Source organism: Hydrogenophaga sp. NH-16, from assembly GCF_004006415.1.
Lineage (GTDB): Bacteria > Pseudomonadota > Gammaproteobacteria > Burkholderiales > Burkholderiaceae_C > Hydrogenophaga > Hydrogenophaga pseudoflava.
In genome coordinates this window covers 4369858-4382196 of sequence record NZ_CP029344.1, presented here as the reverse complement: position 1 = coordinate 4382196, position 12339 = coordinate 4369858, and the positions used below count along the sequence as shown (strand labels likewise).

At 64.1% G+C, this 12339-nt stretch carries 9 protein-coding genes and 1 pseudogene; 8 read left to right on the top strand and 2 right to left on the bottom strand.

The window, feature by feature from the left end:
* Nucleotides 1–53 precede the first annotated feature (53 nt).
* The 5 genes from DD542_RS21135 to zapE all read left to right on the top strand — a co-directional run bounded on the left by DD542_RS21135 (nt 54) and on the right by zapE (nt 7500).
* On the top strand, nt 54–428 hold the full coding sequence (locus DD542_RS21135) for a metalloregulator ArsR/SmtB family transcription factor (protein WP_066154234.1): 375 nt from the start codon (nt 54–56) through the stop codon (nt 426–428).
* Nucleotides 429–669: 241 nt separating this feature from the next.
* A complete protein-coding gene (locus tag DD542_RS21130) occupies nt 670–3546 on the top strand; it encodes a 2-oxoglutarate dehydrogenase E1 component (protein WP_066154231.1) in 2877 nt (958 codons plus the stop codon).
* 89 nt (nt 3547–3635) lie between these two features.
* Nucleotides 3636–4898 (top strand): 2-oxoglutarate dehydrogenase complex dihydrolipoyllysine-residue succinyltransferase, encoded by a 1263-nt coding sequence (gene odhB / locus DD542_RS21125; protein WP_127806969.1) that lies wholly within the window; start codon nt 3636–3638, stop codon nt 4896–4898.
* Nucleotides 4899–4961: 63 nt separating this feature from the next.
* Nucleotides 4962–6389: a dihydrolipoyl dehydrogenase gene (gene lpdA / locus DD542_RS21120; RefSeq protein WP_066154225.1), complete on the top strand. Its 1428-nt coding sequence runs from the start codon at nt 4962–4964 to the stop codon at nt 6387–6389.
* 13 nt (nt 6390–6402) lie between these two features.
* On the top strand, nt 6403–7500 hold the full coding sequence (gene zapE, locus DD542_RS21115; RefSeq protein WP_079366175.1) for a cell division protein ZapE: 1098 nt from the start codon (nt 6403–6405) through the stop codon (nt 7498–7500).
* Nucleotides 7501–7532: 32 nt separating this feature from the next.
* Here the strand turns inward: zapE and DD542_RS21110 are convergent, their stop codons facing one another.
* Both DD542_RS21110 and DD542_RS21105 read right to left on the bottom strand, forming a co-directional pair.
* Nucleotides 7533–8291: a protein phosphatase 2C domain-containing protein gene (locus DD542_RS21110; RefSeq protein WP_066154221.1), complete on the bottom strand. Its 759-nt coding sequence runs from the start codon at nt 8289–8291 to the stop codon at nt 7533–7535.
* 91 nt (nt 8292–8382) lie between these two features.
* Complete coding sequence (locus tag DD542_RS21105) at nt 8383–9186, bottom strand: outer membrane protein assembly factor BamD (RefSeq protein ID WP_079366235.1); 804 nt, start codon at nt 9184–9186, stop codon at nt 8383–8385.
* A 62-nt stretch (nt 9187–9248) separates the two neighbouring features.
* Between DD542_RS21105 and DD542_RS21100 the strand changes: the two genes are divergently transcribed.
* The 3 genes and pseudogenes from DD542_RS21100 to DD542_RS21090 all read left to right on the top strand — a co-directional run bounded on the left by DD542_RS21100 (nt 9249) and on the right by DD542_RS21090 (nt 12289).
* Nucleotides 9249–10244: an RluA family pseudouridine synthase gene (locus DD542_RS21100; RefSeq protein WP_241559617.1), complete on the top strand. Its 996-nt coding sequence runs from the start codon at nt 9249–9251 to the stop codon at nt 10242–10244.
* A 142-nt stretch (nt 10245–10386) separates the two neighbouring features.
* A pseudogene (scpB, locus tag DD542_RS21095) lies at nt 10387–10896 on the top strand (SMC-Scp complex subunit ScpB); the annotation flags it as partial.
* A 115-nt stretch (nt 10897–11011) separates the two neighbouring features.
* Entirely contained in the window at nt 11012–12289 is a 1278-nt protein-coding gene (locus DD542_RS21090) for a pseudouridine synthase (RefSeq protein WP_079366177.1), read from the top strand.
* The last annotated feature ends 50 nt before the right edge of the window (nt 12290–12339 follow it).

The following is a 12339-nucleotide window of genomic DNA, read 5'->3' as shown; positions in this document are numbered from 1 at the left end:
GATGGGTCTTGTCAGTATCATGCATGCTTATATTGACAACCTCGCGGAAAGCCATGGAACAAATGATCGGGACGGATGCCCAAACCGAGAAAGTCCGGGTGTTCGAACTGGCCGCCGAATTGTTCGGTGTGCTGGCCACGCCGATGCGGTTGCGCATCCTCAGCGCGCTGTGCGACAAGGAAAAATCGGTCTCGCAGTTGTTGCAGGAAATCCAGACCACTCAGCCCAACCTGTCCCAGCACCTGAATCTGCTGTACCGCGCCGGCGTCCTGGCCAAGCGCAAGGAGGGCACGCAGGTGATCTACCGGGTTCAGAGCGAGAAGGCGGTGACCCTGTGCCGCACGGTGTGCACCCAGATCGCCATCGAGATGGACGAACCCAGCGCTGTGCCCGCGTCCGAGCGTTTGTCCCCGCGTGTGGGATCCTGAAGCCCGCGTTCACAACAGACGCGCTCTTCGCCGGCAAGCAACACAGCATGCCGTTTTCCTGAGCTGCTGCGAACATCCCCGGCATTCCATTTGCCGGCAGGTGCTCGCGGTGGCACAATCGCAGGCTGCAGTCAGGTCCTTCCAAAGTCACTGTCGCATCCGCCAACCGGTTCAGCCGTGTCGCGGAAGGTTGTTTTAACCAGCTAATGTTTCCCAGAGGGAAACGGAGGTCAGCGGATCAATGAGCGAGACGAACGTCTACGTTGCCTACAAGGGCAACTCGTATCTCTTCGGGGGCAATGCCCCTTACGTCGAAGAGATGTACGAAAAATACCTGGAGAACCCGGGCAGCGTGCCAGACAACTGGCGCGGCTACTTCGATGCCCTGCAGCACGTCCCTGCCGTTGACGGCACCGACGCTCGCGACGTTCCCCACCAGCCCGTCATCAACGCATTTGCCGAGCGCGCCAAGCAGGGCGGAACCAAGGTGGTCATGGCCGCCGGTGCCGACTCCGACCTGGGTCGCAAGCGCGTGGCTGTGCAGCAACTCATTGCCGCCTACCGCAACGTCGGCTGCCGCTGGGCCGACCTTGATCCGCTCAAGCGCACCGAGCGCGAAAACATCCCCGAGCTCGATCCTTCGTTCTACGGTTTCACAGACGCGGATTTCGAGACCGTCTTCAACACCAGTAACACCTATTTCGGCAAGGAAGTCATGTCCTTGCGCGACCTCATCAACGCGCTGCGCGAAACCTACTGCAGCAGCGTCGGTGCGGAATACATGTTCATCAGTGACCAGGCGCAGAAGCGCTGGTGGCAGGAAAAGCTGGAGTCCATCCGCTCCAAGCCGTCCTTCAACGCCGAGAAGAAGAAGCACATCCTCGACCGCCTGACAGCGGCCGAAGGGCTGGAGCGTTTCCTGCACACCAAGTACGTCGGCCAGAAGCGTTTCTCGCTCGAAGGTGGTGAGAGCTTCATCGCCGCCATGGACGAACTGATCCAGCAGGCCGGTGCACAGGGTGTGCAGGAAATCGTGATCGGCATGGCCCACCGCGGTCGCCTGAACGTGCTGGTCAACACCCTGGGCAAGATGCCCAAGGACCTGTTCGCCGAGTTCGACCACACCGCCCCCGAGGACTTGCCCGCTGGCGACGTGAAGTACCACCAGGGCTTCAGCTCCGACGTGACCACCCCCGGCGGTCCGGTCCACCTCTCTCTGGCCTTCAACCCCTCCCATCTGGAAATCGTCAACCCGGTGGTCGAGGGCTCGGTGCGCGCGCGCATGGACCGCCGAGGCGATCCGCTGGGCAAGCAGGTGCTGCCGGTGCTGGTGCACGGCGATGCCGCTTTTGCCGGCCAGGGTGTGAACCAGGAAACCCTGGCGCTGGCCGCGACCCGTGGCTACACCACCGGCGGCACGGTGCACCTGATCATCAACAACCAGATCGGTTTCACCACCTCCGACCCGCGCGACCTGCGCTCCACGCTGTACTGCACCGACATCGTCAAGGGTGTCGAGTCGCCGGTGCTGCACGTCAATGGTGACGATCCGGAAGCTGTCGTGCTGGCTACCCAGCTGGCGCTGGAATACCGCATGACCTTCCGCAAGGATGTGGTGGTGGACATCATCTGCTTCCGCAAGCTGGGTCACAACGAACAGGACACCCCGAGCCTGACCCAGCCGCTGATGTACAAGAAGATCGCTCAGCACCCCGGCACGCGCAAGCTGTACGCCGACAAGCTGGCCGCCCAAGGTCTGGGCGAGGCCCTCGGTGACGACATGGTCAAGGCCTACCGCGCCGCCATGGACGCCGGCAAGCACACGGTCGATCCGGTGCTGACCAACTTCAAGAGCAAGTACTCGGTCGACTGGTCGCCGTTCCTGGGCAAGAAGTGGACCGACCAGGCCGACACTGCGATTCCGCTGGCCGAGTGGAAGCGCCTGGCCGAAAAGATCACGACCATTCCCGCCACGGTGACCCCGCACCAGCTGGTCAAGAAGGTGTACGACGACCGCGCGGCCATGGGCCGTGGCGAAATCAACGTGGACTGGGGCATGGGTGAGCACATGGCCTTTGCATCGCTGGTCGCTTCGGGCTATCCGGTGCGCCTGTCGGGCGAGGACTGCGGTCGCGGCACCTTCACGCACCGCCACGCCGTGATCCACGACCAGAACCGCGAGAAGTGGAACGAAGGCACCTATGTGCCGCTGCAGAACGTGGGTGAGGGCCAGGCCCCGTTCGTTGTCATCGACTCCATCCTCTCTGAAGAGGCTGTGTTGGGCTTCGAGTACGGTTACGCCGGCTCCGACCCGAACACGCTGGTGGTCTGGGAGGCCCAGTTCGGTGACTTTGCCAACGGCGCCCAAGTGGTGATCGACCAGTTCATCGCTTCTGGCGAAGTGAAGTGGGGCCGTGCCAACGGCCTGACGCTGATGCTGCCGCACGGCTACGAAGGCCAGGGACCCGAGCACAGTTCGGCCCGCGTCGAGCGCTTCATGCAACTGGCTGCCGACACCAACATGCAGATTTGCCAGCCCACCACGGCCAGCCAGATCTTCCACCTGCTGCGTCGCCAGATGGTGCGCAACCTGCGCAAGCCGCTGGTGATCTTCACGCCCAAGTCCCTGCTGCGCAACAAGGACGCGACCTCCCCGCTGTCCGAGTTCACCAAGGGTGGTTTCCAGACCGTGATCCCGGAGCAGAACGAGGCGGTGATCAAGAAGGCCGACAAGGTCAAGCGCGTGATCTGCTGCTCGGGCAAGGTCTATTACGACCTGGTCAAGAAGCGCGAGGAGAAGGGTGCAGACGACGTGGCCATCATCCGTGTCGAGCAGCTCTATCCGTTCCCGCACAAGGTCTTCGGCGCCGAACTCAAGCGTTTCCCGAACGCCACCGACATCGTGTGGTGCCAGGACGAGCCGCAGAACCAGGGCGCCTGGTTCTTCGTGCAGCACCAGGTGCACGAGAACATGCTCGAAGGCCAGAAGCTGGGTTACGCTGGCCGTGCGGCCTCGGCCTCGCCGGCAGTGGGGTATGCCCACCTGCACCAGGACCAGCAGAAGGCCCTCATCGAGGCCGCTTTCGCCAAGCTCAAGGGCTTCATCCTCACCAAATAAACGTTCCGGCGTTGTGAGCCTCGCGCCCCGGCCCCGTGCCGGGGCAGCCTCTGGGCCACGCCCCTCGAAACATTCCAGGTAGAACAAACATGGCAATCGTAGAAGTCAAGGTTCCGCAGCTCTCCGAATCCGTGGCCGAAGCCACCCTGCTGCAGTGGAAGAAAAAGGCCGGTGAAGCTGTCGCCGCCGATGAGATATTGATCGAGATCGAGACCGACAAGGTCGTGCTCGAGTGCCCGGCGCCCGCCGGTGGCGTGCTGGTCGAGATCGTGCAAGGCGACGGTGCCACCGTGGCCGCCGACCAGGTCATCGCCAGGATCGACACCGCCGCTGTGGCCGGCGCCGCTGCTCCGGCAGCCGCCCTCGCACCGGCTGCGGCTGCTCCCGCACCAGCCGCCGCGGCCCCTGTGGCCGCTGCTTCTGCCAGCATGGCCGGTGTGGCCATGCCCGCCGCCGCCAAGCTGATGGCCGACAACGGCATGGCCCCTGGCTCCGTGGCCGGCACAGGCAAGGACGGTCGCGTCACCAAGGGCGACGTGCTGGCCGCCGCCAGCGCTCCCAAGGCCGTGGTTGCTGCTCCTGCCGCCATTCCTACCGGCGCGCCCACCAAGGTGCTGCCGCAGGTGGCGGTGGTCGCGCCCGACCTGGGTGACCGTCCGGAAGAGCGCGTGCCGATGACCCGTCTGCGGGCCCGCGTGGCCGAGCGCTTGCTGCAGTCGCAGTCGACCAACGCCATCCTGACCACCTTCAACGAAATCAACATGGCCCCGGTCATGGAGATGCGCAAGAAGTTCCAGGAGAAGTTCGAGAAGGAACACGGCGTCAAGCTCGGCTTCATGAGCTTCTTCGTCAAGGCGGCCGTGCACGCCCTCAAGAAGTTCCCGATCCTCAACGCCTCGGTGGACGGCAACGACATCGTCTACCACGGCTACTTCGATATCGGTATCGCCGTCGGTTCGCCACGCGGTCTGGTGGTGCCCATCCTGCGCAACGCCGACCAGATGAGCTTCGCCGACATCGAGAAGAAGATCGCCGAGTTCGGCCAGAAGGCCAAGGACGGCAAGTTGGGCATCGACGACATGACCGGTGGTACGTTCTCCATTTCCAACGGCGGCACCTTCGGCTCAATGATGTCCACTCCCATCATCAACCCGCCGCAGTCGGCGATCCTGGGCGTGCACGCCACCAAGGACCGCGCCATGGTCGAAAACGGCCAGGTCGTGGTGCGCCCGATGAACTACTTCGCTATGTCCTACGACCACCGCATCATCGACGGCCGCGAAGCCGTGCTGGGTCTGGTGGCCATGAAGGAAGCGCTGGAAGATCCGGCCCGCCTGCTCTTCGACATCTGATCGAACCGTGACTTTGCAGACGCCCCTTCGGGGGCGTTTGTCCAACCCCATTCAGGAACAAACATGTCTCAAGCATTTGACGTCGTCGTGATCGGCGCCGGCCCCGGCGGCTACATCGCGGCCATCCGCGCCGCCCAGCTGGGCTTCAAGGTCGCGTGCATAGACGAGTGGAAAAACGCTGCCGGCGGTCCCGCGCCCGGTGGCACCTGCACCAATGTCGGCTGCATTCCCTCCAAGGCTCTGCTGCAATCTTCCGAGCATTTCGAGCACGCCAACCACCACTTTGCCGACCACGGCATCAGCACCGGCAAGGTGACGATGGACGTGGCGAAGATGGTCGGCCGCAAGGACACGGTCGTGAAGCAGAACAACGACGGCATCCTCTACCTGTTCAAGAAGAACAAGGTCACTTTCTTCCACGGTCGCGGCTCTTTCGTGGCCGCCGCCGATGGTGCCTACCAGATCAAGGTGGCGGGTGCCGCCGAAGAGGTGATCACTGGCAAGCAGGTTGTGGTGGCTACCGGCTCCAACGCCCGTGCCTTGCCAGGCGTGCCGTTCGATGAAGAGCTCATTCTTTCCAACGACGGTGCGCTGCGCATCGGTGCCGTGCCCAAGAAGCTGGCGCTGATCGGCTCCGGCGTGATCGGCCTGGAAATGGGCTCGGTCTGGCGCCGCCTGGGGGCGGAGGTCACCATCCTCGAAGGTTTGCCGACCTTCCTGGGCGCGGTGGACGAGCAGATCGCCAAGGAAGCGAAGAAGGCCTTCGACAAGCAGGGCCTGAAGATCGAACTCGGCGTGAAGGTCGGCGAGATCAAGACCGGCAAGAAGGGCGTGAATGTGGCCTACACCAACGCCAAGGGCGAAGCGGTGTCGCTGGACGCCGACAAGCTCATCGTCTCCATCGGCCGCGTGCCCAACACCATTGGCTTGAACGCTGAAGGAGTGGGCCTGCAGCTGGACGAGCGCGGCGCCATCGTGGTCGACGGCGACTGCAAAACCAACCTGCCGGGCGTCTGGGCGGTGGGCGATGTGGTGCGCGGCCCGATGCTGGCGCACAAGGCGGAAGAAGAGGGCGTGGCGGTGGCCGAGCGCATCGCCGGCCAGCACGGTCACGTCAACTTCAACACCATCCCCTGGGTCATCTACACCAGCCCGGAAATCGCCTGGGTCGGCCGCACAGAGCAGCAGCTCAAGGCCGATGGTGTGGCGTACAAGGCCGGCACGTTCCCGTTCCTGGCCAACGGTCGTGCGCGCGCACTGGGCGACACGACCGGCATGGTCAAGTTCCTGGCCGACGCCAAGACGGATGAAATCCTGGGCGTGCACATCGTGGGCCCGATGGCTTCCGAGCTGATCTCCGAAGCCGTGGTTGCCATGGAGTTCAAGGCCAGCGCCGAAGACATCGCCCGCATCTGCCACGCGCACCCCTCGCTGTCGGAAGCGACCAAGGAAGCGGCTCTGGCTGTGGACAAGCGCACCCTGAACTTCTGACACAGGTTCGCCCTTGTCGGTCCGCGCCACCTACGAAGCCGAGCTGAAGCAGCGCGGCTACACCACCGACCCCGCCCAGCAGCGTGCCATTGACGCGCTGGAGCGGTGTGCCGCCGAATGGACGACGTACAAGCAGCGCCGTTCCAATGCGCTGAAGAAGATGTTCGTCAAACCGGAGATTCCGCGCGGGGTCTACATGTTCGGTGGGGTGGGGCGCGGCAAGAGCTTCCTGATGGACTGCTTTTTCAATGCAGTCCCGATCAGGCGCAAGACGCGGCTGCATTTCCATGAGTTCATGCGGGAAGTGCACCGCGAGCTGCGCGACCTGCAGGGAACGGTCAATCCGTTGGACGAGCTCGGGCGTCGCATCGCCGAGCGCTACAAGCTGATCTGCTTCGACGAGTTCCACGTGGCGGATGTGACCGACGCCATGATCCTGCATCGCCTGCTGGACGCGCTGTTCAAGGCGGGAGTGGGCTTTGTTACCACATCCAACTTCCATCCCGATGGCCTGTACCCCAATGGCCTGCACCGCGACCGCATCCTGCCGGCCATCGAGCTGCTCAAGCAGAAGCTGGAAGTGATCAATGTCGACAACGGAACCGACTACCGCCAGCGCACGCTGACGCATATCGAGCTCTACCACTGCCCACTGGGCGAGGCAGCCGATGCTGCGATGGACAAAACCTTTGGCGAACTGGCCGAGGCGCACGACGAGGACCCGGTGATGCACATCGAGTCGCGCGAGATCCATTCCAGGCGCCGGGCGGGTGGCGTGATCTGGTTCGACTTCCAGACGCTCTGTGGTGGTCCACGTTCGCAGAACGACTACCTGGAAATCGCCTCACAGTTTCATACGCTGCTGCTGTCCAATGTGCCGCAGATGGCGGTGCGCCAAGCATCGGAAGCGCGCCGTTTCACCTGGCTGATCGATGTGCTTTACGACCGCCGTGTCAAGCTGGTGATGTCGGCTGCGGTGTCGCCTGAGCAGCTCTACACCGATGGCCCGATGGCACACGAATTCCCCAGGACAGTTTCGCGCCTGGGAGAGATGCAGTCAGCCGAATATCTGGCGCTGGCGCACCGGACCGTCGATACCGGGCTGACGTGATCAGCCCGTTCAGGCTCCAGGTGTTGCGCCGATCAGGTCAGCGGATCGAGTTTGACGATGGTCAGCGACAGGTTGTCACCAGAGCCCTTGGCCCGGGAGCGGGCTTTCTGGATCAGGAACTCGCAGGCCTCGCGGGGCGAGAGCATGGCCACTGTGCTGGCGAGCTCGTCCGGCGTGAAGTAGTGCCACACGCCGTCGCTGCAGGCCATGATCGCGTCGCCGGGCCCCAGTTGCGGGATCACATGCAGGTCCACAGGGGGATCGCTGTCGGTACCCAGACAACCCATCAGGATGTTGGAGTGCGGATGGTCCAGTGCCTCTTCCTCGGTGATCTCTCCCTGGTTGACCAGCGACTGCACGTAGGAGTGGTCCATGGTGCGGAACACCATCTTGCCGTTGCGGAAGTGGTAGATCCGTGAGTCGCCAGCATGCACCCATTGGCTGCTGCCACCGGGGGTGAGCAGGAACGCGGCAATCGTGCTGTGGGGCTCCTGCTCGGCCGACACGGCGGTGAGCTTGATCACAAGGTGCGATTCTTCAACAACTTGCCGCAGCATGGCCGCAGGATCGTCGGTGTCCGGGTCGTAGCGCTCGAACAGCTGGCGCGAGGTCAGCATCACCTGGTCCGACGCTTTTCTGCCGCCGCTTCGGCCACCCATGCCATCCGCCACCACCGCCAGCAGGCAGCCGCTTTCGCGGGGATGGTGCAGCAGGCAGACCTGATCCTGCTGGTAGTCGCGGTCACCCCGATGGATGCCGGTTGACGCATGGATGCGATAGCCTTTGGTCATGGGAGAACGTCTTTTTGAGCGGGCGGGCTGCCCACACTGGTCCGCATGGTAACCACTAATTTTTCAGCCTACTGCTGCTGGCAGCGTGGCGTCACCAGAGCTTCCACCACGGCTTGCCGCCGATGCTCTGCGTGCGACCGAGGTAGGCGCTGTTCGGGAAGCTGGATTGAAGCACCCGTCTGGCGTCGTCACGCAACTGGGTCATTCCGAGTGCGTCGTAGCTGCTCACGAGAATGGCCAGGGCTTCTTCCAGGGCCGGTGCCTTGGGGTAGTCGGTGATGGCGGTTTGCGCGCGGTTGATGGCCGCGAGGTACGCACCACGGCTCATGTAATAGCGGGCCACATGCACTTCCGACTGTGCCAGCGAGTTGACAATGTGGGTCATGCGCGCTCGGGCATCCGGTGCATAGCGCGAGTCAGGGAAACGGGTGACCACCTCGCGCAGCGCCTCGAACGACTCCTTGGCCGCTTTCTGGTCGCGTTCGGAGAGGTCCTGCTGGACGAGCGAGCCAAGAAGACCGAGGTTTTCGTTGAACGTCACCAAGCCCTTGAGGTAGAGCGCATAGTCCAGCGCAGGGCTGGCCGGATGCAGACGCAGAAAGCGCTCGATGGTGGCCAATGCCTGGGCCTGCTCGCCAGCCTTGTACTGCGTGTAGGCCTTTTCGAGCTGGGCCTGCTGGGCCAGAGGCGTGCCGGCCGCGCGTCCTTCGAGCTTCTCGTACAGGCCGATGGCCTTTTCGTAGTTGCCCGCGTTGCGCTCGTCCATCGCCTCGCTGTGGATCTTGTTGGGGCTCCAGTCCTTGGTCGGGTCCACGGGAGTGGAGCTGCAGCCCGAGAAGCTCAGCGCGGCGGCAACGGCACACAGGGGCACGACCGATAATCTCGAACGAGGAATCACACGCTTACCTTCACAACTGGAACACCGGATTGGCTGCAGAAATTATATCGACGGGGGGGGTGAACGGACCCGGCGCGACCGAGGTTGAAGTCGACGCCGCCGATGTGCTGGCGGACACCGAGGTGCGCGACCTCCCTGTGCCTGCAGACATGCACGGTTGGCGCATCGACAAGGCGCTGGCCACCCTGGTGCCCGAGCTTTCGAGGTCGTACCTCCAGCAGCTGATGGCGGAGGGTGCGGTGTCGCTGGATGGCCGGCTGGCCGCCAAGCCCTCGGCGCGATTGGTGGCTGGCGGTCGGCTCCGGGTCGAATTGCGACCCACGCAGCAGGCCATGGCCTTTGTGGCACAGTCCATGGCGCTGGACATCGTCTACGAGGACGAGGACCTGATGGTGATCTGCAAGCCGGTGGGGCTGGTGGTTCATCCTGCGGCCGGCAACTGGACCGGTACGCTGCTCAACGGGCTGCTGGCCCACCACCCCGGCGCCGCCAGCTTGCCGCGCGCCGGCATCGTGCATCGGCTGGACAAGGACACCTCCGGCCTGATGCTCGTGGGCAAGAGTCGTCGTGCGGTAGATGGTCTGGTGCGGGCGATCGCTGCGCGCGGGGTTCAGCGCGAGTACCTGGCCATCGGTCATGGCCGTTGGCGGCGAGACGAGCTGTGTGAGGTCGACCAGCCGGTAGGGCGCGACCCGGCCAACCGTTTGCGGATGGCCGTTCTGCGCCAAGACAGTACCGCAGGCAAGCCGGCTCGCACGACGTTCAGGGTGATGGATACCGTCGATCAGGCGTGCCTGGTGGCTTGCAAGCTTCACACCGGCCGAACGCACCAGATTCGGGTGCACATGGCCTGGCTTGGTCATCCGCTTGTGGGCGATGCGCTGTATGGTGGTCGCGTGGCGTGGGGCATGCAGCGGCAGGCGTTGCACGCAGCGCGCTTGCGTCTGAGCCATCCGGTGTCGGGTGCCGAGCTGGGCTTTTCCAGCGCAGTACCAGCCGATTTCCGGGCCGCCTTGGACGCCGCGGGGCTCCGTTACAATGAAGGCGATCTGTAGACCCGGTTTCAACAGCCCTCAGGGCCTTTGAAGCGTCGCGTCCATCCCCGATTCCTGTAGCACTCGGTCAGTCCTGCGCGACGCCCGCTGCCGCTGTTGCGGCTTTGTCAGGACCCCCATTATTCATTTTCAGGCACCACCGATGAACACTTCGGATGCCCGGCGCGTCGTCGAGACGGCCCTGATCTGTGCGCCCCAACCCTTGTCCATCAGGGAGCTGGGCGTGCTGTTCGATGGAGAGGTGTCGGCCGACACACTCAAAACCCTGTTGACGGACCTGCAGGCCGAATGGACTGGTCGAGGCGTGGAGTTGGTCCAGGTGGCTTCCGGTTGGCGCTTCCAGAGCCGTCCTGAGTTGCGACCTTTCCTGGACCGGCTGCACCCTGAGAAGCCACCCAAGTACACGCGGGCGGCCATGGAAACACTGGCGATCATTGCCTACCGACAACCCGTGACGCGGGGCGACATGGAGGACATTCGGGGCGTGACCATCAACTCCCTGATCCTCAAGCAGCTGGAAGACCGGGGCTGGATCGAGGTCATCGGCCACCGGGAAACCGTCGGGCGGCCCGCGCTGTTTGCCACGACGCGCCAGTTTCTGGACGACCTCGGCCTGTCGTCGCTTGATCAGCTGCCGCCGCTGGACAGCAGCGAGGTTCAGGAGTCCGCTCTGGGGCGGCTGGACTTTGACGCCTTGGGCGGCAGCACCCCGGAGCAGGCGGGAGAGCCCGTTGAATCCCAGACATCCGAACTTTTTCAGGAACAGCATGAACATGGTGCCCCCCCGACAGCCGAATGAAACCGCTCTGGACGAAGGTCAGGCTGCATCGCCTGCCGGGTCCGTGCCCGCGTCTGCGCCCGCCGCGGCCCCGGTTTCCGGCAGTATGGCCTTTGATGATGTGGTCAGCGGGGCATTTGATGCCGTGCAGGAGCAGGACCTGCCTCTCCCTTCCAAGCGCGTGCTGCAGCCCGAGGCCGACTCCCCCAAGCTCCACAAAGTGCTGGCCCAGGCGGGGCTGGGTTCGCGGCTGGAGATGGAGCAGCTGATTCTGGAGGGGCGCATTTCCGTCAATGGTGAACCGGCGCACATCGGTCAGCGCATCCAGTACGGGGACACCATCAAGGTCAATGGCAAGCCGGTGCGTGTTCGCATCGCGCCACCTCCGCCGCGGGTACTCGCTTATCACAAGCCCGCTGGCGAGGTGGTGACACACGACGACCCGCAGAACCGGCCCACGGTATTCCGCCGCCTGCCCCGTCTGCAGACCGGCAAGTGGCAGTCCGTGGGACGCCTGGACCTCAACACGGAGGGGTTGCTGCTGCTCACGAACTCCGGCGAGCTGGCCAACCGGCTGATGCATCCCCGGTTCGGATTGCAGCGGGAATACGCCGTGCGCGTGCTGGGCGCGTTGTCCTCTGAAGAAAAGCAGCGCCTTCTCGATGGGGTGAGGCTCGATGACGGGATGGCCCAGTTTGCGTCCATCGAGGAGGGGGGCGGTGAAGGGGCCAATTGCTGGTACCGGGTGACCATCGCCGAGGGTCGCAACCGCGAGGTGCGTCGCATGTTCGAGGCGGTGGGTCACGCCGTCAGCCGCCTGATTCGCATCCGCTATGGCGCCATGATGCTTCCGCGGGGGCTCAAACGAGGAGTCTGGCTTGAACTGGATCATCGGGACATTGAGCGACTGACCACCGCGGCCGGTATGCCGCAAAGCGGCGAGGGCCCGGCTTCTGTTCGTGACACCGGTGGGCGTGGCAGGCACTTTGGAAAGGGGCCCCGACCCGACGGGAAAGGCGGCGGAGCGCGCGCCGGAGCGTCCTTTGCCAAGGACGGCAAGCCTGCCGGGGCTGGTGCGAGGGGCTTTGGAAAGAGTCCTGGCAAGGCACCCGCCAAGGGTGCCGGGGCGGGCGGACAGCCGGACCCCATGAAAACCTCGTATGGATACATCGGGCAGGACTCGCTGCAACGGCGCAGGGAGCGCGACGCTGCACGCGACAAGATGCCGCAGAAGGGCCGGAAGCCAGGGCGGTCCGGAGGGCGCTGAGCCCGGCGTGCCCCTGAGGGCATCAGGTGTGTTGACATGGGCGCGATGTA